The 23,914-nt window shown below is 63.6% G+C and carries 29 protein-coding genes and 2 pseudogenes; 11 read left to right on the top strand and 20 right to left on the bottom strand.

All coding sequences use genetic code 11. The features are described from left to right. The first annotated feature begins 300 nt into the window (after positions 1 to 300). A complete protein-coding gene (locus RIdsm_RS08190) occupies positions 301 to 567 on the top strand; it encodes a hypothetical protein (RefSeq protein ID WP_057814165.1) in 267 nt (88 codons plus the stop codon). Positions 568 to 626: 59 nt separating this feature from the next. Here the strand turns inward: RIdsm_RS08190 and RIdsm_RS08185 are convergent, their stop codons facing one another. Together RIdsm_RS08185 and RIdsm_RS08180 are read right to left on the bottom strand one after the other, a co-directional pair. Beyond that, positions 627 to 950, bottom strand: coding sequence for a YnfA family protein (locus RIdsm_RS08185; RefSeq protein ID WP_057814166.1), 324 nt, complete (start codon positions 948 to 950; stop codon positions 627 to 629). Beyond that, the gene (locus RIdsm_RS08180; protein ID WP_057814168.1) at positions 950 to 1,378 is read right to left on the bottom strand and encodes a MerR family transcriptional regulator; all 429 of its coding nucleotides are present in this window, start codon (positions 1,376 to 1,378) and stop codon (positions 950 to 952) included. The genes RIdsm_RS08185 and RIdsm_RS08180 overlap by 1 nt, the downstream gene beginning before the upstream one ends. 149 nt (positions 1,379 to 1,527) lie before the next feature. Here RIdsm_RS08180 and RIdsm_RS08175 point away from each other — a divergent pair, with 149 nt between their 5' ends. Together RIdsm_RS08175 and RIdsm_RS08170 are read left to right on the top strand one after the other, a co-directional pair. Beyond that, on the top strand, positions 1,528 to 3,813 hold the full coding sequence (locus tag RIdsm_RS08175; protein ID WP_057814169.1) for a heavy metal translocating P-type ATPase: 2,286 nt from the start codon (positions 1,528 to 1,530) through the stop codon (positions 3,811 to 3,813). An 11-nt stretch (positions 3,814 to 3,824) separates the two neighbouring features. Next, on the top strand, positions 3,825 to 4,292 hold the full coding sequence (locus tag RIdsm_RS08170; RefSeq protein WP_057814170.1) for a DUF411 domain-containing protein: 468 nt from the start codon (positions 3,825 to 3,827) through the stop codon (positions 4,290 to 4,292). 347 nt (positions 4,293 to 4,639) lie between these two features. Here the strand turns inward: RIdsm_RS08170 and RIdsm_RS08165 are convergent. Then, positions 4,640 to 4,909 (bottom strand): annotated as a pseudogene (locus tag RIdsm_RS08165) (integrase core domain-containing protein); the annotation flags it as partial. A 113-nt stretch (positions 4,910 to 5,022) separates the two neighbouring features. Here RIdsm_RS08165 and istA point away from each other — a divergent pair. Both istA and istB read left to right on the top strand, forming a co-directional pair. Continuing rightward, on the top strand, positions 5,023 to 6,552 hold the full coding sequence (gene istA, locus RIdsm_RS08160) for an IS21 family transposase (protein WP_057814387.1): 1,530 nt from the start codon (positions 5,023 to 5,025) through the stop codon (positions 6,550 to 6,552). After that, a complete protein-coding gene (gene istB, locus RIdsm_RS08155; protein ID WP_057814171.1) occupies positions 6,542 to 7,333 on the top strand; it encodes an IS21-like element helper ATPase IstB in 792 nt (263 codons plus the stop codon). Before istA ends, istB begins: the two co-directional genes overlap by 11 nt. Before the next feature lie 72 nt (positions 7,334 to 7,405). Here istB and RIdsm_RS08150 read toward each other — a convergent pair. From RIdsm_RS08150 to RIdsm_RS08140, 3 genes and pseudogenes are all read right to left on the bottom strand, one after another. Next, positions 7,406 to 7,627: pseudogene (locus RIdsm_RS08150) on the bottom strand (recombinase family protein); the annotation flags it as partial. After that, positions 7,624 to 8,031, bottom strand: a complete 408-nt coding sequence (locus RIdsm_RS08145; protein ID WP_057814173.1) for a DUF2924 domain-containing protein — start codon at positions 8,029 to 8,031, stop codon at positions 7,624 to 7,626. The pseudogene RIdsm_RS08150 and the gene RIdsm_RS08145, both read right to left, overlap by 4 nt. Then, positions 8,031 to 8,330, bottom strand: coding sequence for a DUF3489 domain-containing protein (locus RIdsm_RS08140; protein ID WP_057814174.1), 300 nt, complete (start codon positions 8,328 to 8,330; stop codon positions 8,031 to 8,033). The genes RIdsm_RS08145 and RIdsm_RS08140 overlap by 1 nt, the downstream gene beginning before the upstream one ends. Positions 8,331 to 8,655: 325 nt before the next feature. On the opposite strand from RIdsm_RS08140, the gene RIdsm_RS08135 reads away from it, so the two are divergent. Further along, positions 8,656 to 8,889, top strand: coding sequence for a hypothetical protein (locus RIdsm_RS08135; protein ID WP_057814175.1), 234 nt, complete (start codon positions 8,656 to 8,658; stop codon positions 8,887 to 8,889). A gap of 325 nt (positions 8,890 to 9,214) precedes the next feature. Beyond that, the gene (locus tag RIdsm_RS30070; protein WP_177228398.1) at positions 9,215 to 9,352 is read left to right on the top strand and encodes a hypothetical protein; all 138 of its coding nucleotides are present in this window, start codon (positions 9,215 to 9,217) and stop codon (positions 9,350 to 9,352) included. Between the two features lie 30 nt (positions 9,353 to 9,382). On the opposite strand, the gene RIdsm_RS30065 is transcribed toward RIdsm_RS30070, so the two are convergent. From RIdsm_RS30065 to RIdsm_RS08120, 4 genes are all read right to left on the bottom strand, one after another. Beyond that, complete coding sequence (locus RIdsm_RS30065) at positions 9,383 to 9,553, bottom strand: hypothetical protein (RefSeq protein WP_160325813.1); 171 nt, start codon at positions 9,551 to 9,553, stop codon at positions 9,383 to 9,385. A gap of 180 nt (positions 9,554 to 9,733) precedes the next feature. Beyond that, positions 9,734 to 10,000, bottom strand: a complete 267-nt coding sequence (locus tag RIdsm_RS08130; protein WP_057814177.1) for a hypothetical protein — start codon at positions 9,998 to 10,000, stop codon at positions 9,734 to 9,736. Next, complete coding sequence (locus RIdsm_RS08125; protein WP_057814178.1) at positions 10,000 to 10,518, bottom strand: OsmC family protein; 519 nt, start codon at positions 10,516 to 10,518, stop codon at positions 10,000 to 10,002. Before RIdsm_RS08125 ends, RIdsm_RS08130 begins: the two co-directional genes overlap by 1 nt. A 65-nt stretch (positions 10,519 to 10,583) precedes the next feature. Next, positions 10,584 to 10,799: a tautomerase family protein gene (locus RIdsm_RS08120; RefSeq protein WP_057814179.1), complete on the bottom strand. Its 216-nt coding sequence runs from the start codon at positions 10,797 to 10,799 to the stop codon at positions 10,584 to 10,586. A gap of 151 nt (positions 10,800 to 10,950) precedes the next feature. On the opposite strand from RIdsm_RS08120, the gene RIdsm_RS08115 reads away from it, so the two are divergent. Then, on the top strand, positions 10,951 to 11,673 hold the full coding sequence (locus RIdsm_RS08115) for a winged helix-turn-helix transcriptional regulator (RefSeq protein WP_057814181.1): 723 nt from the start codon (positions 10,951 to 10,953) through the stop codon (positions 11,671 to 11,673). Between the two features lie 287 nt (positions 11,674 to 11,960). On the opposite strand, the gene RIdsm_RS08110 is transcribed toward RIdsm_RS08115, so the two are convergent. From RIdsm_RS08110 to RIdsm_RS08100, 3 genes are all read right to left on the bottom strand, one after another. Further along, positions 11,961 to 12,761: a methyltransferase domain-containing protein gene (locus RIdsm_RS08110; RefSeq protein ID WP_057814183.1), complete on the bottom strand. Its 801-nt coding sequence runs from the start codon at positions 12,759 to 12,761 to the stop codon at positions 11,961 to 11,963. Positions 12,762 to 12,825: 64 nt separating this feature from the next. Then, complete coding sequence (locus RIdsm_RS08105) at positions 12,826 to 13,197, bottom strand: nuclear transport factor 2 family protein (protein WP_057814187.1); 372 nt, start codon at positions 13,195 to 13,197, stop codon at positions 12,826 to 12,828. Positions 13,198 to 13,278: 81 nt separating this feature from the next. Next, positions 13,279 to 15,210 carry a BTAD domain-containing putative transcriptional regulator gene (locus tag RIdsm_RS08100; protein ID WP_057814194.1) on the bottom strand — a complete coding sequence of 644 codons (1,932 nt, stop codon included), beginning with the start codon at positions 15,208 to 15,210 and terminating at the stop codon, positions 13,279 to 13,281. A gap of 189 nt (positions 15,211 to 15,399) precedes the next feature. On the opposite strand from RIdsm_RS08100, the gene RIdsm_RS08095 reads away from it, so the two are divergent. The 3 genes from RIdsm_RS08095 to RIdsm_RS08085 all read left to right on the top strand — a co-directional run bounded on the left by RIdsm_RS08095 (position 15,400) and on the right by RIdsm_RS08085 (position 18,397). Next, entirely contained in the window at positions 15,400 to 15,990 is a 591-nt protein-coding gene (locus RIdsm_RS08095; protein WP_057814196.1) for an IS6 family transposase, read from the top strand. 641 nt (positions 15,991 to 16,631) lie between these two features. Then, positions 16,632 to 16,886 (top strand): hypothetical protein, encoded by a 255-nt coding sequence (locus RIdsm_RS08090; protein WP_057814198.1) that lies wholly within the window; start codon positions 16,632 to 16,634, stop codon positions 16,884 to 16,886. After that, a complete protein-coding gene (locus RIdsm_RS08085) occupies positions 16,883 to 18,397 on the top strand; it encodes an FAD-dependent oxidoreductase (RefSeq protein WP_057814199.1) in 1,515 nt (504 codons plus the stop codon). Before RIdsm_RS08090 ends, RIdsm_RS08085 begins: the two co-directional genes overlap by 4 nt. Positions 18,398 to 18,741: 344 nt before the next feature. Here RIdsm_RS08085 and RIdsm_RS08080 read toward each other — a convergent pair whose 3' ends face one another. From RIdsm_RS08080 to RIdsm_RS08050, 7 genes are all read right to left on the bottom strand, one after another. Further along, on the bottom strand, positions 18,742 to 19,821 hold the full coding sequence (locus RIdsm_RS08080) for a glutamine synthetase beta-grasp domain-containing protein (protein ID WP_057814200.1): 1,080 nt from the start codon (positions 19,819 to 19,821) through the stop codon (positions 18,742 to 18,744). 53 nt (positions 19,822 to 19,874) lie between these two features. Continuing rightward, positions 19,875 to 20,069 (bottom strand): DUF1127 domain-containing protein, encoded by a 195-nt coding sequence (locus RIdsm_RS08075; RefSeq protein WP_160325814.1) that lies wholly within the window; start codon positions 20,067 to 20,069, stop codon positions 19,875 to 19,877. Positions 20,070 to 20,134: 65 nt separating this feature from the next. Further along, positions 20,135 to 20,701, bottom strand: coding sequence for a YgjV family protein (locus RIdsm_RS08070; RefSeq protein WP_057814203.1), 567 nt, complete (start codon positions 20,699 to 20,701; stop codon positions 20,135 to 20,137). Then, a complete protein-coding gene (locus tag RIdsm_RS08065; protein ID WP_057814205.1) occupies positions 20,698 to 21,258 on the bottom strand; it encodes an STAS domain-containing protein in 561 nt (186 codons plus the stop codon). Before RIdsm_RS08065 ends, RIdsm_RS08070 begins: the two co-directional genes overlap by 4 nt. Further along, on the bottom strand, positions 21,258 to 21,533 hold the full coding sequence (locus tag RIdsm_RS08060) for a DUF1127 domain-containing protein (protein ID WP_057814207.1): 276 nt from the start codon (positions 21,531 to 21,533) through the stop codon (positions 21,258 to 21,260). Before RIdsm_RS08060 ends, RIdsm_RS08065 begins: the two co-directional genes overlap by 1 nt. A 295-nt stretch (positions 21,534 to 21,828) precedes the next feature. Beyond that, positions 21,829 to 23,166: an ammonium transporter gene (locus RIdsm_RS08055; RefSeq protein ID WP_236553191.1), complete on the bottom strand. Its 1,338-nt coding sequence runs from the start codon at positions 23,164 to 23,166 to the stop codon at positions 21,829 to 21,831. Next, entirely contained in the window at positions 23,163 to 23,903 is a 741-nt protein-coding gene (locus RIdsm_RS08050; protein WP_057814208.1) for a response regulator, read from the bottom strand. The genes RIdsm_RS08055 and RIdsm_RS08050 overlap by 4 nt, the downstream gene beginning before the upstream one ends. Positions 23,904 to 23,914 lie beyond the last annotated feature (11 nt).

The raw sequence follows: 23,914 nt of genomic DNA, 5'->3' as shown, positions 1-23,914 counted from the left end.
CCAAGTCCCGTAGGTTCTGGGTTTTGCAGGCTATTTGTCGGCCGGGAAACTTTGAAGGCTGATCCACGTCTTGGAGGAAAACACGAGCTTGGAAGGCTGAGGTCTTACCATTACACAACGCCCGCTCAACACTGCAGACCAATATTTCATGCAGATAAAAGGGTCAAGTGCCACGTCGCGAACGGCCCTAACCTGCCATCTGTCGATTGCTCCAGATGCTGCAACAGCATCCCGCTTTGCGGACATTGGCTTCCATCTCCAGTGCTTCTATCATCAGCGGAAGATCAAAGAGGTATTCAGATGGAACCCGAACCCAACCTTGTCATTTCCAGCGCCTCGCAGCGCATTGTTGAGGATGGCGTGACATTTAAGGTGGACATCTACAAACTCGAAGGTGGGGACGGTTGGTCGCTGGAAGTTGTGACCGAAGACGGGACTTCCATTGTCTGGGATGATCTCTTTGAAGACGACCGAGCCGCATTCGCGGAGGCAATAAGGACCATTCGCAGTGAAGGTGCAGTCGCCTTCGCAAACGGTGGTTCAAACGTCATTCCGTTTAGGCAGTAGGCAACGGCCCAGTGCGGCCATTCATGCATAACGCGGCGAAGGTCTGGCTTGAGCCTTTATCAACCTGCGCGTGGTGCGAGAAGGATTACTGCGGCGCCGATCAGGCACAGGCAGGCACCGGCGATGTCCCATACGTCAGGCCGCTGCCCCTCTGCGCTCCACATCCAGAGAAGCGACGCGGCGATATATACGCCGCCGTAGGCGGCATAGGCTCGACCGGCGAAACCTGCCTCGACCTGTGCCAGAAGCCAGCCGAACAGCACAAGGCTCGCAATCCCTGGCAGCAGCCAGAAGATCGACGCGCCCCGCCACCAGGCCCAGATTGCAAAGCAGCCGGCGATCTCGGCCAGCGCAGCGAAAGGATAGATCAACACGGTCGGCATCAGGAACTGGGCCGGTCGTGATCGGAGAGGCACTCTTCGTGGTCGCGTAGCACCTCAAGGATGCGGCAGTTCGCAACCCGATCGGCCCTGCACTCGCCGATCATTCGCCGAAGTTCGATCCGGAGCGCCTCGAGACGCGCGATGCGCGCCTCGACCTCGCGCAGCTGTTTCTGGGCGACTGCATCGACCTGCGCACATGACCGTTCCGGACTGTCAGAAAGATCCAGAAGCTCGCGGATCGCGCCAAGCGAGAAGCCGAGCTGCCGGGAGTGACGGATGAAGGAAAGACGATCAAGCTCGACATCCCCATAGCGTCTCTGGCCACCATCTGTCCGACCGGGCTCAGGCATTAGACCAATCTGTTCGTAGTATCGGATCGTTTGCACCTTTGTGCCGGTGCGCTTGGCGAGAGTGCCGATTGAAAGCATGGGTTTCCTCCTACGGCCCTGTGGTGCGGGGATCGCGTGGCTCCTCACCACGGCAAACGTTGTAGAAAATCTCCAGCCGAGGCTTGAACCTACAGTTGCTGTAGGTCGTATATCAAGGGTCGATCGAAGAATCACGACGGAGAGCCTTCATGGCAGACACGAGTGCAAAACAACGCGAATGGCGCGTTACAGGCATGGATTGCGGGTCATGCGCCGCCAAGGTGCGCGGCGCAGTCGAGCGCCTGCCTGGCGTCGAGCGTGTCGATGTCGCCCTGATGGCCGAGCGGTTGCGACTGACGCTCGATGAGACACAGACACCGCCAGAGCACATCGAGAAGGCAGTGCGCGGCGTCGGCTTCGGGATCGCGCCAAAAGGCGCGCGGCCAGAGAAACCCCAGGGCGGCTTTGTCCTGCCGGAGGGAGCCTTTCCGGATGCGGCGGAGGCCGTGGAAATCGACAGCGAGCCGAAGGAGATCACTGGGCCCGCCGATGACGCGCCGACCTCCTGGTTGGAGACGTCCAAGGGTCGCCTCGTGCTCGGCACCGGCGCATTGCTCGCGGCGGCTTGGGCGTCCCGCCTCGTCCTGCCGACTGAGATCGCGCATTGGGCATTCGTCCTGGCGACGCTGGTCGGGATCGTGCCCGTGGCGCAGCGCGCCTTCGCCATGACGCGGGCGGGAATGCCCTTCACTATCGAGATGCTGATGACCATCGCCGCTGGTGGCGCGCTGATAATCGGCGAGCCGGAAGAGGCGGCGCTCGTCGTTTTCCTCTTCGCCGTGGGCGAACTCCTGGAAGGCGTCTCTGCGGGCAAGGCGCGCGACAGCATTCGCGCACTCTCGAAGCTCGTGCCGAAGACGGCACGGCTCGAAGTGGGTGGCAAGACACGGGAGGTCGCGGCCGAGAGGCTCCAGTTGGGCCAGGTCGTTCAGGTCCGCCCCGGTGATCGCGTTCCCTGCGACGGCGAGGTGATCGACGGCACGTCGGGTGTCGACGAGAGCCCAGTGACCGGCGAGAGCGTCCCGAGCCTCAAGGAGCCGGGCGCGGAGGTCTTCGCGGGGTCGATCAACACCGAAGCTCTGCTGCGCGTGCGGGTGTTGAGGTCGGCCGAGGACAACACCATCGCCCGCATTGTCCGCCTCGTGGAAGAGGCCGAGAGCGCCCGCGCGCCGACCGAGCGCTTCATCGACCGGTTCAGCCGGGTCTACATGCCCGCTGTGGTCGGGGTCGCTGTTCTCGTCGCTATCGTTCCGCCGCTGGCCTTCGGGCTGGCTTGGGGCGAGTGGGTCTACCGGGCGCTGGCGCTGCTGCTGATCGGCTGCCCCTGCGCGCTGGTGATCTCGGTGCCGGCCTCGATCACTTCAGCGCTCTCGACCGGCGCGCGCAACGGTCTGCTGATGAAGGGCGGCGCGGTGATCGAGTCGGCGGCCCGCACGACCCATGTCGCCTTCGACAAGACCGGGACGCTCACACATGGCAGGCCCCGCGTGACAGATGTCTCTGTGTTGAGCGGAAGCGACGACGACCTCATGGCGCTTGCCGCCGGGGTCGAGAGCGGCGCGAGCCACCCGCTCGGACAGGCGATCTGCGCCGAGGCCGAGTGGCGAGGCGTGGGCGCGGCGACGGCCACCGGCGGCCGCGCGCTTCCCGGCAAGGGGGCGGAAGCCTCCATCGACGGTGTGACCGTCAGCGTGGGCTCCCCACGGCTGGCGAACGAGCGCGGCGCACTCACGGACGACCTGCGGACCCGCGTGGCGGCACTGGAAGCCGAGGGCAAGACGGTGGTCATCGTGCTCTGCAATGACGTGCCTCAGGGCCTCATCGCGCTCAGGGACGAGCCGCGGGACGACGCGGCAAACGCTATCGCGCAACTGCGCGGGCTCGGCATCTCTTCGGTCATGCTGACGGGGGACAACCCGCGCACGGCCCAAGCTATCGCTGAGGGGCTCGGGATCGAACATCGTTCGGAACTGATGCCGGAGGACAAGGTGACGGCGATCCGCGACCTGACGGCGGAGGCCCGGGTGATGATGATCGGCGACGGGATCAACGACGCGCCCGCGCTCGCCGCCGCGCATGTCGGCGTTGCAATGGGCTCGGGCACCGATGTCGCGCTCGAGACCGCCGACGCGGCGATCCTGCGCAACCGCGTGACCGATGTGTCGGGCAAGATCCGCCTCGCCCGGGCCACCATGTCGAACATCCGCCAGAACATCGCGATCGCCCTCGGGCTAAAGGCGGTCTTCCTCGTAACTACCGTCCTTGGCATCACCGGCCTCTGGATCGCGATCCTTGCGGATACCGGCGCCACGGTGCTGGTCACGATGAACGCGCTCCGGCTGCTGTTCTTCCGGCCCACCGGCACACCTGATCCTGCGGGGCACGTCGGTCTGACCGCTGAGACACGCCCCGATCACGCAGCCGCAACGACCTGAAAGGAACCCTGATGACCCTCACCCGCCGCGCCATGATGGCCTCCGCCGCGTGTTTCGCCGCGACGGCACCGACCGCCGGACTGTCCCAAAGCTCTCCCGCGATCCACGTTCTGAAAGATCCGAACTGTGGCTGCTGCACCGCCTGGATCGAGATCCTGAAAGAGGACGGCTTCAAGGTCACCACCGAGCGCAGCTTCGGCACCCTCCTGATCCGGCACAAGCTCGAGAACGGCATCCCCCAGAACATGACCTCCTGCCACACCGGCGAGATCGAGGGCTACATGATCGAAGGACACGTGCCGACGGCCGACATTCGACGGCTGCTATCCGAGCGTCCCGATGCCGTCGGTCTCGCCGTGCCCGGGATGCCTTACGGATCACCGGGCATGGGGCCAGAGGATGAGCGGGAAGTCTACGATGTGTTCCTGATCCTCAGAGATGGCGGGACGAAAATCTTCTCCAGCTACGAGGCTGCCTGACGGCACCGATCTCAGGGTCGCCGTGAGGACACTGCACAAATCTCACACCGCGCAGTCGCAGCGAAAGTCAGGAAAGTCCGCGTTGCCGGCCTTCGCGAACCTTGCGGCGAAGGTCCGGAACGAGCCCACACCGGACGGTTGCGATTACCTCAGATACTGCAGCTGCGGTCGGTATATACCAGCCCAAAGTGGGTACGGCGCGAGATGGCGCGGCTTCTCAGAGCGGATTCGATGTGCTTTATTGAGTCGCCGAAACGCGGGTTAAACGCTTTCCAGCGTTAACAGAACTCTTTCGTGTTCGCTGTTAGGATGGTGGGATGCCCCCACTGAGTGATCCAGGTTGATTGTTAGTGCATAACCGGCCTCTGGTCCATCTGGACGATACTTTCCGGTGCGGGTGGCCGGTATCCAAGGGCGCTGTGAGGCCGAACGGTGTTGTAGTGTCTTCTCCAGGTTTCGATGATGATCCTCGCCTCCTTGAGTGTGTAGAAGAGTTCGCCGTTAAGCAGTTCGTCGCGGAAGCGGGCATTGAAGCTTTCGCAATAGCCGTTCTCCCAGGGTGATCCGGGCTCAATGAACGCAGTCTTCGAGCCGACCGCGGCGATCCAGTCTCTGACTGTTAATTTCCGCTGAGAAGTGACCCGGTAGGCTTCAAATTTTTCACTGAGAATTGACCCATGTGAACACCTTTCCCTGACGGGTTTTGTCGGGGAGACATGGAGTGATCGACATGGGATTTTTGAGTGTCATTCGACGTTGGGCCTTGCGTGACAAGATGCCCATTCGCGAGATCGCCAGGCGCACGGGCCTGTCTCGCAACACCATCCGGAAGTATCTTCGCGAGGGCGCTGTTGAACCAAGGTTCAAGACGCCGCCACGCGCCAGCAAGCTGGACCCTTATGCGGATCGACTTTCCGCATGGCTTCTGGCGCAAACGCGCAAGCCGCGCAAAGAGCGCCGCTGCCTGAAGAAGATGCACGAAGACTTGGTGAAGCTCGGCTACGACGGGTCCTACGGGCGTGTCGCCGCGTTTGCCCGGGCGTGGCGCGCAGATCGGCACCTGGCCGAGCAAACAACGGGACGCGGCACCTATGTGCCGTTGGTCTTCCAGCCTGGCGAAGCCTTCCAGTTCGACTGGAGCGAGGACTGGGCCACCCTCGGCGGTGAGCGTATCAAGCTCCAGGTCGCACACACGAAGCTGTCCCACAGCCGCGCTTTCCTGGTTCGGGCCTATCTGCTTCAGACCCATGAGATGCTGTTCGATGCCCATTGGCATGCATTCCGCGTCTTCGGCGGAGTGCCTGGCCGTGGGATTTATGACAATATGAAGACGGCCGTGGACCGTGTCGGTCGCGGCAAGCAGCGCGATATCAATGCGCGCTTCCAAGCCATGGCCAGCCACTACGTGTTTGAGCCAGAGTTCTGCAATCCTGCCGCGGGTTGGGAGAAAGGTCAGGTCGAGAAGAGCGTACGAGACGCCCGCAACCGCCTCTGGCAGATCATACCGGTCTTCGACACGCTGGACGAGCTGAACCAGTGGCTGGAGGATCGCTGTATCGCCCTCTGGGCGGAAACGGCGCATCAGACATTGCCCGGTTCAATCGCAGATGTCTGGGAAGCAGAGAAGCCCATGCTCATGGCATTGCCCCCCGCATTCGACGGGTTTGTCGAGCACGGCAAACGTGTATCGCCAACGTGTTTGGTGACCTTTGAACGCAACCGATACAGCGTCCCTGCCAGCTTCGCGAACCGCCCCGTCAGCCTGCATGTCTACCCCGATCGGTTGGTCATCGTGGCGGAGGGGCAGACGGTGTGCACACATGCGCGCATCATTGAGCGCTCGCACCACAAGCCGGGCCGGGTCGTCTATGATTGGCGGCACTATCTCGCGGTCATCCAACGCAAACCAGGAGCGCTGCGCAACGGCGCGCCGTTCACGGAGATGCCCGACGCCTTCCGCCGCCTGCAGGATCACATGCTGCGCAAGGAAGGTGGGGACCGGGAGATGGTCGATATCCTGTCCCTGGTGCTCCACCATGACGAAGAGGCGGTCTTGTGCGCCGTAGAACTGGCTCTGGAGGCCGGCGTGCCAACCAAGACGCACATCCTGAACCTGCTCCACAGGCTGGTCGACCGCAAACAGACCGATCCCCCCGAGATCGATCCGCCGGAAGCGCTGGCGCTGGCGACCGCCCCGAAGGCCGATGTCGACCGCTATGACGGCCTGAGGCAAACCACGGAGAAGCGTCATGCGTCATGATCCTGCAGGGGCTTCGATCGTGATCATGCTGCGCAGCCTCAAGCTGCACGGCATGGCCCAGGCCGTCGATGATCTCGTCGCCCAAGGTGCACCTGCCTTCGAGGCCGCAACGCCGATGTTGTCCCAGCTGCTCAAGGCGGAGATGGCTGAACGGGAAGTCCGATCCATCGCCAACCACATGAAGGTCGCGCGCTTCCCAGCCTACAAGGATCTCGCGGGCTTCGACTTTGCCTCCAGCGACATCAACGAGGCCACAGTCCGGCAGCTGCATCGCGGGGAGTTCATGGAAAACGCAGAGAACGTCGTCCTCATAGGCGGCCCAGGCACCGGAAAAAGCCACGTTGCGACAGCGATCGGCGTCCAGGCCATCGAGCATCATCGTCGCAAGGTCCGCTTCTTCTCAACCGTGGAACTCGTGAATGCTCTCGAACAAGAGAAGGCCATCGGAAAGGCCGGGAAGATGGCTGAGATGCTGACCAAAATCGACTTGGTCATCCTCGACGAGCTCGGTTACCTGCCGTTCAGTGCGTCCGGTGGCGCCTTGCTGTTCCATCTCCTCAGCAAGCTCTATGAGCGCACCAGTGTCATCATCACAACCAACCTCAGCTTCGCGGAATGGGCCCAGGTCTTCGGCGACGCCAAGATGACAACGGCGCTCCTCGATCGCCTCACACATCGCTGTCATATCCTGGAGACCGGCAACGACAGCTACCGCTTCAAGGCCAGCTCCGAGGCTGCAAAGCAAAAGCGAAAGGAGACCCCCGCATTGACCAAAACATGACCGCTGATAAGCTGTAAGGGCGGGTCAAATCTCGGTGAAAATACCGGGTCACTTCTCAGCGGAAATTAACACGATGTCGGCCATAAGGCGTTGCAGGCCCGGGCGTTCCAACGTGCCGCCCGACACGCCGCCATCGTCATAGCGGGCGGGCAGTAGGGTCCAGCCTTCGCCACGCTGGCTGGTCACATAGGCCGCACAGGCCTCGTGCTGGGCGTCGAGGGAGTTGAAACCCTGCTCCAGCCCGTCCTCCGTCGATTTCCGGGTATAGATGGCGCAACGGATTTTGCGGCTCACCGCCCTGCCCCGCCATTCAAGCCGAAGAAACGCGGCCCCGACCAGTGCGCACCGGTGATCTCACGCGCGATGGCCGAAAGCGAGCGCCAAGTTTTGTCCCGCCATCGAAACCCCTGCTCGGTGACATCAACGACGTGGGTGACACCGTTCCACTCACGCAGAAGCCGGCCGCCGGGCTTCAGGCCATCACTGCGCTTGGGCGCGTCCTCGCCTGCCGCTCGCTCCAATTTGGTGATGAAGCCCTTAGGCAAAGCGCCCATCGCGCGGGCCTGCACCTCGAAGGCGAGCACCCGTCGCAGGAAGGGCCGGCTCAGGCTCTTTGGCGGCGGCACGTCGAAGAGATCTTGCCAGAGCGCTAAGAGCTGCTGGCGATCCATCGCTTCTATCTCGTCGACATGAGGCATCACGTGGCACCGCCTGTATCCGTGACGCGATAAATCGACTTGCCTGCATCATTCTTGGTGCGGTTGATTACGTTTCCCGTCTTGCGCAGGCCGCTGAGCGCCGCCCGAACGGTGTGCGGCTGCCAGCCGGTCGCTTTGCAGAGATCGTCCAGGCTCGCACCGACCTCGCCTTCCAGCATCTCGCGCACCAGCGCGGTCTTGGGATTCCTCGGCGCCGCGCCCTGCGATTTGCGACCCGGCCGTTTGCGCTCCGCGCTCCCGGCCTTCTTACTTGCCGTTTTAGTGTTCTTCTTCGTCATGGAGTTCTCCCGGTTTACGGGGCTGGCCCTATGCCGGCCCTGTCACCGAGAGAAGCCCGAACCATGTGCCGGGCGCAGGGACAGCAACGCTCGAAAGGGCGCCGCAGTCCAGTCCGTTCCAGAGAAAACGCCAATGTTTTACAAGAAGAGCAAAACATCCAACGTGATGGCGTCGGACGACAAAGACGATGCAACTTCCAGAATTCTATCGTGCTCAACATCAGATGGGTTCTTTACCACCAATCAGAGATTGGATTACGCATAGGTCGCGAGCCGTTACAGGCTGCCACTGTCAATAAACGCGGATGCATATCGAAAGGGCACCATGACGCCGGAAGAAAAAATCAAAGCACTTGAGGATCAAGTGATCGAGGTGCGACACGCGGCAGTGGCAATGGTCATGGGAATGGCAGAGGCCGTCACAAACGGCCCGAATGCACGCGAAGACCTGGCGCGTGGTTTTGACCAAGCGGCCGCCCAGAGTGAAGGCGAGGCATGTCGGCTGGCAGAACTGGTCGCCACGGCACTGAGACACCACGACGGCACACAAAACGGGTGATCTGCAGGATACAGGATCGAGCGTTCGATACCGGCTTCCTCCGCACGGCAGATATGAAGGATAGCAACCCCTACAACAAAAACCGCCCCGGATAGAAGCACAGCTTTCGGTTGCACGGCAGGCGCGAGACAGGCAAGGTTGCTGGCAGAGATTGGGCCGTTCAAATCACAGCGTTGGCGCGCTGGGTCCACTCCTAGTGGCGCGGGCCTTCACCCTGCATCCAATTTGGTGAGGGTCCGCGTCAGTATCTCTTTCGCGAACCATACTTATAAATCCATCTCTCCGCCTCGTCCTTCGTCCGAAACAAGGGACGATCATGGGAGTGATGAACCTTCCCATCGATTACCTCGACAACCTCGAACCGGGTTACGAGGCGGTTGTCGGAGGTATTCTTAACGCGACGCTTGATCCGATGTTGCATGTCATTGGCAATAACAAGCCGAAGTTGTCGAGTGTAATCTGATAGCCGGAAAAATTGTAGACGGTTGCGAAGCTAACGCGGGCGATGCCGATCAATCCAAGCCTGCGCCTTCTCCCGCGTATCGAACAACGGGCGCTCGCCGGAGTGGCGTTCCTCACCGTTGATGACGTCAACAACCTCGAACAGCATCAAGAGGCGGCCCTCGGGGTCTTTCTTGGTTTGACGCTTGATGCGACGTTCCATGGGCCTGCGATAGCAGGGCGGGTACGGCGGGCGCAACCAGATGACGGAGGTTGACGGGGGTTAGCCGCCCCCCCGTTTTTCCCAAACACCTGTTTTTTCATACTTTCATTAAGATTTGCGGGGGGGTACGGGGGTTAAAATCAGATAAGATAGGAAAAATAGTCCACTTGACACCGTATCTTAGCCATTTCTCAGGCGACCCGAAGTTACCGTGACAACGCCCGTGGCGAGCAGACGGCCCGTGGGTCCGATCCGGTCCGCCAGCCGTTTCGTCACCAGTCCGCTTCCGCAGGCAACCGCGATGACCCGCTGGCCAAGCGCAGGCCCGGCCATCTCCATCAGCCTGTCATGGGCCGGTCGCAGCTGCGCCTCCCAACCCGAATGGTAATGCGGGGCGGCTGCATCCCAGCCGTAGCGCTGGACACGGGTCTGCAAGCGCGCCTCCATCACGCGATCTCCTCGATGACGGAAACCGCCGTGCGGATCGGTTGCGCATCTCGGAAAGCCAGAAACCACGGATCCGCCGCGAACGCGCGGTCGACCATCAGTCGCAGCTGCGCCTCGGGTTCGAGGCTCGTGATCTCGATGGTGATCCGCGTATCGCCGGGGGCGGCATTCACACCCTCCATGCCCAGCACTCCGCGAATGTCGAAGTCCTGCTCGATTCCGACGCGCACCGCATCAAGCCGCAGATCGTCCCGCGCTGCCGTCATCTTGATCCCGATGGCAAGGCACCCGCAGATCGCCGCGCGTCCAAAGTAACCGGGAGACGGCCCTTCGCCACTGCCGCCGATCGCCTCGGGCATGTCGAGGGCGATCCGGTGACCGTCCTGCTCGTAGACGCAACTCAGCCCCTCTCGAACCTCGGCGGTGCCGCGGTTGACGACATGGGCATGCTCCGGTCTCTTCACGAAGACGGAGATGGCGCGCAACTGCGCCTCCCGCGCGTTACTGTTCCTGTCCATGACTGTTCCTCCAGGCGGTTCCCGGGCCGGGCCGCCCCGGAGGATGGCCCGGCCGGCAGCGATGCTCATTCGGCGGCCATCGCCTTGAGGTCCTCGGTCCTTAGCGGGTTGCCACCGATGCCCCAGTGACCGCTGCGGACCTCCTTGACCCGCACCCAGGTTACCTGGCGCATGTTCTCGCCTTCGACCTCGACCATCGCGTCGGTCAGTTTCTCGATCATCTTCGCCTTCTGCTGGTCGTCGAAGACGCCTTCGACCAGTTCGATGTCTACAAGAGGCATGATTCCACTCCTTCCTTTGCGGTTTCGATGAAACGACCCTCTCACGGCCGGATCGGACCGGCCCAGTTCAGCAAATGCAGCAAACCCGCTACACTATGTGAAGTGGACGAAAGGGCGGGCGGCATGTTTGGGTCAAAGCGGAGGTGCCGAGATGCCAGATTCGAACTATCCGAGATTCTGTCCCGTCGTCATGGCAGCGAGCCTGCTCGAGCCCCGCTGGACGATGCTGGTTCTCACCGAGATGTGGTCCGGCTCCACCCGGTTCAACGAGATCCAGCGCGGCGTTCCCGGCATGTCGCCCGGGCTTCTGTCTAAGCGCCTGAAGGAACTGGAAGCCAACGGGCTGGTGCGCAAGAAGACCGACGGGCCGGGTGGCCACGCGGAATATGTCACGACGGCAATGGCTGATGAGGCCGAGCCGCTGATCCGCGGGTTGGGCGAGTGGGCGCACCGGAACATCGACAGCGAGGTGTCGCTGCAGGACCTCGATGCGCAGCTGCTGATGTGGAACATCCGGCGCAAGATCGACCAGCTCGAGCTTCCCCGGCGGAAATGCGTCATCCAGTTCATCCTCGAACAACCTCCCGAGGAGACCGTCCATTACTGGTTACTGTCCAAGCCCGGTGAGGAAACCGACCTCTGCTTCACGGACCCCAAGCACGAGGTGGACCTGTTCGTGGTCTGCGACCTTCGGGCGCTCACCGCCGCCTGGATGGGGCATTCGACCTTCGAGGCCGAGATTGATGCCGACAGGATCTGCCTGAGCGGAGATGAATTGATGGCCCGGACCCTGACCAGGTGGCTCGTGCGAAGCAGCTACGCGGACGTCTTGAATCATCCTGCCTGCGAAGAGACACGCCGCAGCAGTGGCTGAGAATATGCCCGGAGTCCTATGAGCCTGCTTGGCCGACGCATTCCGTTGCCGTCGGTCAGAAGAAGTTGATGACGCTGTAACGGGACTCTACCGTTCATGCGATGCATATGCGCCCATCCAGGCGCCGAACGCCTCGATGGGCCGTCGGCGTGGGTGCTCGGTTGGGTGCGCGAGGACCCCGAAAACCTGTTCCGCGGCAATCAGAGCGTGCGGCCAGTCGACGACGAGCAGTGAGGGGGAGGCACGGGCAATGCCATTCGCCCTCGCTGCCCAGGCCCGCACCCAGTTCAGGGTCGGCGCACGACCGCTGTCACGAACGGATTGAAGCCGTAGAGGGTTCCGGCATCGATGCGGCGCTGGCATTCGGCGACGAGCGCGTCCGCGAGCGGCTGACCGATGATCCCATCTGCGACGAGGTGCCCCGTCGCGAATTGCGTCCACACCGGGCCGCCGTGACCATCGAGGTCAAGCCTGGTCTCGGTCCGGAATGTTTCGGTCTCGAACCCCGCCTCGGCTAGCAAAGGCCTGAGGCGCGCCGCGAGCCAGGGATCGGTCACGAAGTTCCGCGTGAACCCGATGGCACAGGCTTCGAGCGGATCGTCCGGACACAGCGCCAGCGACAGCCGCGAGAAATCCGCGTCGCAGACAGCCAGTTGTCCGCCCGGTCGCAGCACGCGGAATGCCTCGGCCAGCAGCGGCTGCGGGTCCGCGACGTGACTGAGTACCGTGTGCAGGATCACCGCGTCCACCGAACCCGCATCCACCGGCTGTAGCGCACCATCGCAGGCCTCGAAACGCAGGTTCGGTATGTCAGTCGCGCGGTTCCGCGCATCCGTGACAAGTTCCTTGGCCGGATCGGTCCCGATCACCTTTGTTCCGGGACTATGGCGCGCCGCGGCCCGTGCCACGGGACCTGTGCCGCAGCCGACCTCCAGCAGCGTGCCCCCTTCGGGCCAGTCGAGTTCGGCGAAGTAGCGCGCGATGATCTCATTCATCGCGGGATCGTCGGCCCGGTCTTCGAGCGCGGCGATGATCTGACCAATCATCGCGTCACCCGCGGCGGAAACATTCTGAAACGGGTCGGGCATCGTAAACCGCCTTTTCTTGGCAGAGTATGGTTTCGCGGATTGAATTCGGGCTGGTGGAGAGATGTCAGCCGATCGTCGCCCAGGACTTGCAGGTGATCCGCCAGCCGTCGGGCGACCGCACGAGCGTGAAGAACTCGCGCGCGTCGCCGCCGAAAAAGTCCCGCTCGTGCACGCGGGCCAGGGCGACTTCGCCGGCGATTTCGACGTCCTCGATCTCGACCCGGTGATCGGCACCTGTTGCCCCGGGTTCCAGTTCCGCGGCGGCCCAGTCGAACAGCGACTCGATCGGGGCGGCCATCAGGTCATCGCCAAAATCGCCGAACATGTTGGCGTGTTCGTGGAACGCGGATCTGAGCAGCGCGACGTCGGCGGTGCGCATGCCCTCCACGTAGCGGTCGATAGTGTCTCGGATCGCAGTTTCGTCGTTGGTCTGCATCTTGATGTCCTCCTGTTTTCGGTCTTTCGACAGCCTGGAGGGAAACCGATTCGCGTCGGAAAACCGTTGGTCGCTTGCCGCTCAGCCCGCGACGCCTGCGGCGTGAAGGGCATCCGCCAACGCAATCTGCACCCGGTGGTCCCTGAACCCGAGCGGTGCGACGATGTCCGCAACCTGCGCACCCGGGGCCAGCCGGTCGAGCGCGAGAACCTCCTCGCGTGCCCGCTCGGCCTCGCCGACGCGGAAGAGCGCGGCGATCTCGAAGGCCTTGCTCTGCTCGTTGGGTTGCGCCATCCGGCCGAGTGCCGCGCAGGCCTCGGGGAATTTGCCCTGAAGATACCGGGCCATCCCCAGGCCCCAGAGATACCAGTCCGGGTGGAACGGGTTCAGCCGCATCGCGCGCTCCAGCCGGGAGACCGCCTCCTCCGTCCGGCCTTCGAACATCAATGGCCACGCGCAGTTGGCAAGGGCATCGGAATTGTTCGGATTGAGTTCCAGCGCCCGGTCGAAACAGTCGAGCGCCGCTGCATTGTCGCCCGCGGCAAGATAAGCGGCGCCGAGCGCCCAGTGCGCGAAGTCGAGATCCGGGTCGAGTTGCACCGACCTCCGGGCATTCTGCTCGGTCAGTGCCAGGGCCTCCGCGGGATCGTTCGCCCACCCCAGATACACCTCGAAGAACCACGTCCAGGCGAGCCAGCCATGCGCGGGTGCCGAGTTCGGGGACAGCGCCAGCGCCTGATCAAAATGATCGCGTGCGGCGCGCATGTCTTCCTTCAGGAACCTTTCCTTCAGCATCATGCCGCGCATCAGGTGATCATGGGTTTCAAGGTCGGCTTCGGACTTGGCCCGGGCAAGCTGCGCCTCGTTGCGTTGCACGATTCCCTTGTAGCCGCGCAACGTAGCCACGATCTGTGCCACCACCTCATCCTGAACGCTCAGGATCGACCCGCGAAGCCGGTCGTACCGCTCGCTCCAAACCACGGTTTTTCGCGGTCCGTCGGCCAGTTCGACATCAAGCCGCAACCGCTCGTCATCCAGCCGGACCCGGCCCTGCAGCAGGTAGCGCACCCCCAGTTCCCCCGCGATCTCGGCCGCACCGAGCATGGTTTCCCGATAGGTGTCTGCCGAGTCGCCGGCCACCACGAACAGCGCCCTGTCGCGCGCCAGCGCGGTGCGCACGTCCGCAGCCATCCCATCGACCAGATGCGCCTTGTCGCCCCCGGTCAGGTCCGCGAACGGCATCACGACGAGCGAGGGCATGTCCGGCCTGCTGAGCGCGACGTGCGGCAGGCGGTCGTCGGCTTGCCGGATGTGATCCGCCAAACGCTCGGTCGCCGCTTCCGGCGCGGCGCCCAGGTCCTCCGCCAGTGTCGCGCGGAACGCCGCGTAGCGCCGCAGCGCATCGGCGCGCCGGCCGATCCCGCTCAGCGCGCGCATGGCGCCGCGGCAGCCCAGTTCGCTCAGGGGATCGAGGGCCATGACCTGTTCGGCCGCGCCGAGTGCAGCCGCGAAGCGACCTTCCGCGAGGCACACCTCCATGGACGCGACCGCCCTGCCAACCGCCGCCTCGCACAACCGCGCCCGCTCTTCCGCGCACCACTGGTCGAAGCCGGGCGTGCCGATCTCGAGCCCGATCAGGAATTCGCCGGCCGCATGACCAGGATTGCCATCACCGCCTCTGAACTCGGTAGCGATCGACTCCGGATTCACCGAAAGTCGGTCACGCGACTGCCGCACGATCTTGTTGGCACCTTGGCACAGCGCGCTGCGCATCTCGTACAAGGTCCCGCGCAAAGCCCGGCGCGCATCCCGCTCCGGTCTGCCCGGCCAGAACAGTTCCGACAAATGCCCGCGGGCTGCGCCATCTTCTCCGGCTCGGGCAAGGTAGACGAACAGTGCACGTGCCTTCTGCGTCGGGAACCGGACCGGCTCTCCTTCCGCATCGAACACCAGCGGCCGATCCCACAGCCGAAGAAAAAGTGAAGCGTTGTCATCGAAAGTGCGCCCCGACATGGCCCGAAATTCTAACAAATCGACTGGCAGGGGGCCACCGACGGCTCGGTTTGTCCGAAAGTTTGTGCGACAAAGCCGCTATCCTCCGCGGTGATGGCACGTATTGCAGTTTGAATGTCCGGTTCAAGGAATTCGCCCACACTCCAACGCTAAAGCAACGAACGGCTGCTTCCCGCTCCTCTTTGCCAGATGACGCGACACATCATTGGACGCAATCTATCCGGTCCAAGTCGACTCATCTGGCTTTTGCATTCCGGACCGACTGTTCGATCCTGCCCTCCTCCTCGCAGAGTTCAGCCTTCGGGAACCTGGCATCTTGATGAGGTTTTTGTCCGTATCCGTGGTAAGCGGGTTTACCTGTGGCGCGCCGTTGACGACGAAGGCGAGGTTCTTGAAGTCCTCGCCCAATCACGCCGAAACAAGCGCGCAGCCCTGAACCTCACGCGTAAACTCCTGAAAAAGCGGGGCTACGTTCCGGACAGGATCGTCACCGATAAGCTGGGTTCCTATTCCGCAGCGCTTCGAGAACTCGGCCTGAACCACCTTCATGTCACAGGCGGTCGATCGAACAATCGGGCTGAAGTCTCACATCAACCAACACGCCGACGAGAACGGCGAATGGGCCGGTTCAAATCGCCCTGCTCGATGCAGCGGTTTTTGGCCGTCCACGATGCCATTTACAATCAATTCAACCTGCAACGCCACCTGATCTCCCGCCGGACCCTCCGTCAGACACGCGCCAAAGCGATGGCCGAGTGGCATCAAATCGTTGCCGCTTGAATGCGGACTGAAGCAATTTCTCGGGCAACCCGAAGTTACCGTGACAACGCCTGTTCGTCGGGCATCAAACCGCGACAAGTCCAATCGAAAACGGGTTCGGGCGCGAGCAGAACGTTGGGTTCCGTGGACATGCTCACAGGCATCTGGGACACTGGCGGAACTCGCCTCAACCATCCCTGGCGCTTTGTGCCGCGGGAGAGCCGGAACCGTGTTCTTGTCGGCTATGAGCCGACATGGCGATCCTATGTCACATCCGTGATCAATTTTTTTGAGGAGGATCGTATCTCACTCCGGACCGCGACCGGCTCGGGAAAAACAACGTTGGGTCGTCCCAACTAAAACGGCGACAACAACGCTCGCTACAACGCGGGTTGGACTATTGGACGCCCCATGGCCGGGCAGAGCTTTTTTCCTCGGCACTGCCAGATGGGGAAGAGCGATGCTCAGCCAGAACGAAATCAAGGGCGATGTCACGATTGTCCACCTCGACGGGCAGATCGTTTCCCGAGCCACCGGCCCGCTCTGCGATCAGTCGGTCGAACGCATACGAGCCGGTTACAGCCGCCTGGTTGTCGAATGCGGCGCGAGAACGGAACTGACCCCAACTACATGCCCCCACAGCCCTCAAAGGAGCATTAGAAATGACGTCCTCCGAACACTTTGACGTGCCTCTTCCGGCGGCTTTGCCGCGCCGCTCGAAACTGGCGACCCTCTTCAAAGCCGTGAAAGGCCTTATCGGTATCCGTCGGCGACTGGACCGGCTCTCCGACATGCCGGACGACCTTATCACAGACATCGGCCCGACACGGTCCGATCGCTACGGCAAACGCGCGCCGCGTGGCCTCCATTCCCTGAGGATCGCCGAGGGCGTCAGACCCCTGGGAGATCTACGATGAAATTGCCGGCCCAGACCTACCCGCTTCAATCGCCTGCAGCGCCCCTCTTCGACCTCGTGGTCATCGGTGCGGGCATTGCCGGCCTCAACGCCCTTGCGGCGGCTGCCGACCTCCTGCCGAAGGACGCCCGGGTCGCGCTTGTCGATGCCAACGCCCGACCCGGCGGCATGTGGACCTGGATCTACGATCACTGCCACCTGCATCAACCCCACACGGCATTCACTGTCGGCAACATGCCCTGGAACTGGCGACGGCCGGCGGACTACCTCGCCTCCCGCGGCGAGGTCGCACGGCACCTCGAACGCTGCTACAAAAACCTCCGCACCCGGCTTCGGGTCGAGGAGCACTTCGGCCAGTACGCCCAGTCCTGCCAACCGGAGGGCGACCACCAGCTTGTCCGGCTATGCCTGGCCGCCGACGGCCCAGCCAGCGAGCTGCGCGCCCGTCGCGTCGTCTGGGCCACGGGCTACAACGTTCCGCGCTCCGCGCCACTCAGCCTGTCCAGCCGCGCGGTCGACTCCGTGGCCTCCGAAGACCTCATCACGGCCCTGCACAGCCGGCCTGCGGCGCCGGTCTACGTCGTTGGCGGGGGAAAGACCGGGATGGACGCGATTCACCGCATCGTGTCGGGGGACGACCGTCGCCCGGTCACCCTGATCGACGGGACTGGCACCACCTTCATGCGCCGCGAGATGCTGTTTCCGAAGTCACCCCGGCGCTGGTGGACCGGCGTGTTGGTGGCCGATTTCTTCCGTGATATCGCGCTGCGCTTCGACGGCACGAACGAGGATGCGATCCACGACCGGATCGCGCAGCACTACGGCACCGCCGTCGGCGCAGGGCGGCGCTTCCTCTTCGGCCTTCTGTCCGATGCGGAGCGCGATACGATCGCGGGTGGGCTCTCCGAGGTGATCGGCGATCATCTCGAGGACGTCGTCGACGGGCCGGAGGGGCCGGAAATGATCCTGCGCAGCGGCGCCCACCGCCCTGTCGAGCCCGGGGCGCTGATCGTGGGCTGCACCGGCCAACTGATGCGGCACCCGCGCCCGCAGGCGCCGTGCCTCTCGGCCGACGGGCAGGTGCTGCGCATCGTGCCGAACGCCACGACGCACTTCCTCAGCACGACGGCGGCGTTCCTGATGACGCATGCCTTCCTTTCGGACCGGATGTCACGGATGCCGCTCTACGAGATGGACGGCGATGCGCTTTTCGCCCGCTCGCCACAGGCCTATGTCGCCGCCATCGCCGCGCTGACCTACGCCAACACCATCGCGCTGATCGAGACGCTGCCGGCCAGGACGATGATGCGCTGCGGCACCGACCTCGACAGTGTCTTTCCCATATATCGGCGGCTTCGGGCCCTGTTGGGCATCAAGCGGTACGGTGCCCGCCGCACCGCCTGGTGCCGTGCCGCCCTGGACGAAGTCGCCCGCCGGCATGGCGTCCGCTGCGGCCCGCTCCGGCCGGGCGTGCCCGAGGACGAAACCGTCCGGCGAACGCGTGCAGCATGAGCGTTGTCGGATCGGACGGCTGGCGGAACTGGGCCGGAAGCTAGCGTTCGGACGGGACCCTTTCGGGACCCGTCAACCGCGCCGCGTTGTCGGCCACGCTTTTTGCCCTCGGACGGGCCCGTTCGAGCCGTCTGCGCTGGCCATTCTTTCATGTCGCTCATCGTCGGGGCGGAGACGATCCTCGATCCGTCGGCCCTCTTGGGTCCCGAATCCGCGCGGATCAGAGGTTTCGGGACTGCCCCTGAACGCCTGCATCCCCGAATTGGGTGCAAGTGGCTGTCGGAGGCATGCCGATGTTTCGATCGACATGCCCCCGACCGCGGCGATACCATCCGCCGGGGCCGTTAGACGGCTTCCTGAGCGACCTGAGGCACGGCGTCTTGCGCGCAGCAGACCGTGTCCACGAGGCAGTTTACGACGCGGTAGGGATCCGCGTTGGCGCCGGGTCGTCGATCCTCAAAATAGCCATAGCCCTTGCGTGCCACCGGCTGCGGGATCCGGATCGAGGCGCCGCGATGCGCGATGCCCGAGCGGAAGTCGAGGATGCTGCAGGTCTCGTGCAGACCAGTCAGACGCGAGGCAAGATCAGCCCCATATTCCGCGATGTGCTTGTCATGGGCATTGCCTAGACGGGTGACGGCGGCCTTGATCGCCTTGCGTCCGCCCATCTGGCTGCGGGTCGCGGCGGTCGAGAAGTTGGTGTGCATCCCTGCGCCGTTCCAGTCGCCCGCCATCGGTTTGTTCGAGAACGAGATGACATAGCCGAACCGCTCGGCCTCGCGCTGAAGGAGGAACCGCGCGAGCCAGACATGGTCTGACATGGTGAGCGCATCCGCCGGTTCTGCGTCGATGCCACGGGGGCCGATCTGGAATTCCCACTGACCCGGCATGACCTCGGCATTGATGCCGTAAATCATGATCCCGGCGTCGAGGCAGGACGCCGCATGGGCATCGGCCAGGTTCCGTCCATAGGCCACATCGGCCCCCACGCTGCAATAATAGGGACCCTGCGGGCGGGGGTAACCGTTCTCGGGAAACCCGAGCGGGCGGCCATCTCGGTAGATCGTATACTCCTGCTCGAACCCGGCCCAGGGGGCTTCGTCGCCCGCCTTTGCCAGCGTGCTGCGCAGCGCGGCCCGGTGGTTGGTGTCATGCGGCGTGCCGTCGGGGTTCATCACCTCGCACAGCACGAGGTAGCTGCCCACGCCCCGCTTCGGGTCCGCGACAACACAGACCGGCTCGAGGAAGCAGTCGGAATCCTCGCCCTCAGCCTGCCCGGTGGAGGAGCCGTCGAAGCTCCAGATCGGGAAGTCGGCAGCGACGGGGCTGGACGGCACGCTTATAACGCGCGCTTTGGAGCGAAGGCCCTGCGTAGGCGTGCCGCCGTCGAGCCAGATGTATTCTGCAAATCCAAGTTTGGTCATGTCTTTTCTCCTGTTTGGGTTGGTTGGGGTCTTTGTTGCGAGGCGGCCGGTCTTCAGAAGAACGGCAAGCCCCGTCCTGCGCGGTCGACATGGAAGCGGGTCAGCCCGATGTCCTCGAGCATGTGGTCTGTTAGCGAACCGAGGTCATCCCGGGACTTGGGGCGAAAGTGGCGGGCCGTAGCCCAGACCAGCTTCCCTATGGAAAGGCCAGTTCCGGGCTTTGTGATGGCGGCGTTAAACAGTGTCATGTCCTGAAATCCTGTGTGAATGGGGTGTGAAGTTGGCAGGCCGTGCCTTGCGGCCTGCATGAGCGTCAGGCGGCGGGGTTTGCGGACATCGGGGCCGGCAGCCGCCACTCAATCCGAATGCACACATGCATCGCGACAAGGGCGACGAGACCGATCATGAAGGCTCCGATATCCGCGACAAGCGCGAGCCAGGCTTCGCCGATGAAGTCATGTGCGATCCATGCCGCGCCTCCGGCAAGCAGCAGCAGCCGCAGCCTGAGCTGATCGGTCTGCATCCGCCCGAGCGCGATCGCCGTCATGGCAAGCATGCTCAGCCCCGAGATCGGGCCCTGCCAGAACCAGAACCCGCCCAGCAGCATCAGGCCGATCAGGCCATAGCCCAGCCGGTTCATCCTCGCGCTGCATGGCGCAAGGATCGCCGCCAGGGTCTGAACGAAGCCAAGCGCATTGGCCGCAGCGGCGACCGTGATCCCAAGGCACAGGTAATGCGCAAGGAAGAAGGCACTTGCGGCCAACTGGGCCGTCAGCATCGCCTTTCGATTGCCGAAGGCGGGGCTGCTGCTCAGGCACAGGATCGCGGCGAGGCCGGTCAGAAGCGTCGCCGGATCGTCCGGAAATATCTGCGCGATCATGTCAGCCTCTCCGGTATGAGCGACGGCTGGCACAGGTTTTCTGCGGTCGACCACGCCATCTCGTCTTTGCCCTGTGCTTTGGCCAGCGCGGCCACGGCCTCTTTACGGCTGCGATCGACACGGACCAGGTAATGATGCCCAAGGCCTGAAAGCATCTCTGCGGCGGCCGCATCGGCCCCACAAATCCGCAGGTCGCCACCGCGAAACCGCGCAAGCTTCGCCGCGATGATGAACGGCCCGACACCGGCCCGCGTCATGGACCGTACTGCGGACAGATCGACGACGATCCGGACGCTTCCGGCGGCGATCGGTGCCATCAGCGCATCCTTCAGCGCACCGGTCGTGCGGCTGGCGATATCCCCAAAAAGGTCGATGACCAGAACGTTCCCGATGTTGGAACACGAGAAGTCGAGCCTGGGCTGCTCGAAATCCGCGCGGCGGATCCCGGGCGCGAGCGAGACGCTGTCGATACCGGGCCGACCGCCGCGAAGGTCATCCGCGACGAGGGAAAGGCCGGCCCGCCCGAGGCCCCTGATATCTTGAAAACGCGCTCCCATCAGTTGGCCCTCCGGACCGCGCTGACGGAGAAGGCGGCTTCCCTGTCGATGGCGGCCTGCTGCGTCTTCCGGCGCTCACCGGCAAGGACCAAGCCCTCCGGCGTCAGGTCGGACCGACAGAGGCCGATGTCGCTCAACTCGTGATCTTCGAAGGTCGACAATTCCCTCAGGGCGGCGACGATCCGAGTGTCCGTTTCACCCGCCGGGCGGGCCATGGAACCTCGGATGCCGAAGAGTGCCGGCAGCGAGAATACATTGGTGGTAAGACTCCACATTCCTTATCTCCTCATCAATTTTCGTATGCGCCGGCCCGTGCTGTGCGCTGGTGACCGACCGTTGATGGGAGTGTTCTAGGAGCGGGACTTGTCCCGATGACCTCGCGAAACCCGGGGAAGTGTAAGACCTGTGTCACCGACTGACACATTCGGCGGTACATATTTCAGCACCCACGGAATTTGTCAGTGGCCACCGCAAGCGGTGGCTGGGATCGACCTGGATCAGACAGCAAAAGGGCCGTTGAACGCTTGTTCACCGGCCCCCTTCGAAGCGTTCCGTTTCGGACTCGCCATATCAGTCTCCCGGTAGGACCGACCGCGTCGCGAATTCCGGATAGGCCAGCGCCCCGGTCTCGACCCGGTCGATACCGATCGCTTCCTCCCCCTGGCTCAGTCGCAGCCGCATGAAGCGACGCAGGCCGATCCAGACCACGACGCTGGCCGTCACACAGAAGACCGCGACCGCCGCCACGCCGATCAGCTGTACCCTGATGTCTCCCTCCGGGTGATGCAGGCTGACGACGAGCGTGCCCCAGATCCCGCAAGCGAGGTGCACCGGGATCGCACCGATCACGTCGTCGATCCTCAGCCGAAGCAACAGGTGCGTGGTCCAGAGCATGAGGCAGCCGCCGACCGCGCCGATCAGCAGCGCGCCGACAATGCCTGAGGTATCCGGACCCGCGGTGATGCTGACGAGCCCCGCCAGCGCCCCGTTCAGCACCATGGTGAGGTCGATCTTGCGACGCAGAAGTTGAAGCAGCGCAGCGGTCGCGACGATGCCGCCGCAGGTCGCCATCAGGGTGTTGACGTAGATATTCGCGATCGCGATCACATCGGCGACGGAATCCATCGATCCCTGCGAACCGCCGTTGAACCCCAGCCAGCCAAGCCACAGGATCATCGTCCCCAGTGTCACCAGCGGCAGCGACGACGCCGCCATGGGCCGCACTTCTCCGCTGTCGGCGAACCGGCTGCGCCGCGGGCCAAGCACGATAGCCCCGGTTAGGGCCGCCCAGCCGGCAGCGCTGTGGACATGGGTTCCCCCGGCGAAATCCAGGAACCCCATCTCGGCCAGCCATCCCCCGCCCCAGCCCCAGGCGCCCTGAACGGGATAGAGCACGCAGGACATGAAGGCGACGAAGACGAAGAACGGCAGCAGACGCATCCGTTCGGCCAGCGTCCCCGAAATGATGGACACAGCGGTCACCGCAAACAGCGTCTGGAACAGCCAGATCGACGCGGGCGCCGCGCCCTGCGACAGCGCGTCGGTCTGGTCCGGCGACCAGGCCCGGGGCGTGCCCCAGTACCCGCCGTCCACGTTGTAGAACATCAGGTTGTAGCCGACGAGGTAGAACCCGATCATCGCGACCGCGATCAGGATCACATTCTTCAGCAGGATCGTCGACACGCTCTTGGTTCGGACGAGCCCGCCCTCGAGCATCGAGAACCCGGTCGCCATGAAGAAGACCAGCATCCCATGGTAGAGGAACGAAAGCGAGTTGAGGACATAGGCGGTCTCGGCCGGTATCTCGGCCGCACCGGGCTGGGCCGACAGCATGAGGCCGGTGCAGGCGACAGCGCAGACCCGAAGGCCGGCGCGCGGCAGGCGGGCGGGGGGCATAACCCGGATCATGTCCGGACCTCCGCCATGCCGGTTGCCTCGGTCGCGAACACATAGCCGACACCCCGCACGGTCTTCAGTACTTCGGGCTTGCCCGGGTCACGTTCGATCTTGCGGCGCAACCGCGAGATCCGCAGGTCGATCGAACGATCGTAGGGGTCCCAGTCGCCGTGATGGGCGAGTTCCAGAAGGTTGTCGCGGGTCAGCACCCGGTTGGGCCGCTCCGCGAACACCCGCAGCAGGTCGCATTCCATTGCGCTCATCCTGATTTCACGGCCATCGAGGTCGAACAGCCGCCGGGCCTGCAGATCAAGCTCGCATTCCCCGAAGCGCACCCGCGAAGCCTGTTTCTGTACCGACGCCTCGCGCGTCCCGGGGTCAGAGCGGCGCAGCACCGCCTTGATGCGGGCCTGCAATTCCCGCAGGTCGACGGGTTTGGCGATGTAGTCATCCGCGCCCAGCTCAAGGCCCACGACCCGGTCGATCGTTTCGCCCGACGCCGTGACCATGATGATCTTCACGTTCGTGGACGCCGACAGGAACCGGGCAAGGGAGAATCCGTCCTCGCCGGGCATCGTGATGTCCAGAAGGACCAGGACGGGGTGGTCGTCACCGTCGATAAGCGCCCGCAAGGCCTCACCGCCATTGAGCGAGGACACGCGGAACCCCTTGTCGGTGAGGTATTCCTCAAAGGTGGCGCGGATCTCGTCGTCATCGTCCACCACCGCGATATGTTGGCCGCAGGTCATGAAGTCACTCC

Source organism: Roseovarius indicus, assembly GCF_008728195.1.
GTDB lineage: Bacteria > Pseudomonadota > Alphaproteobacteria > Rhodobacterales > Rhodobacteraceae > Roseovarius > Roseovarius indicus.
The sequence above is the reverse complement of the archived record's forward strand: the minus strand, read 5'-3'. Positions and strand labels throughout refer to the sequence as shown.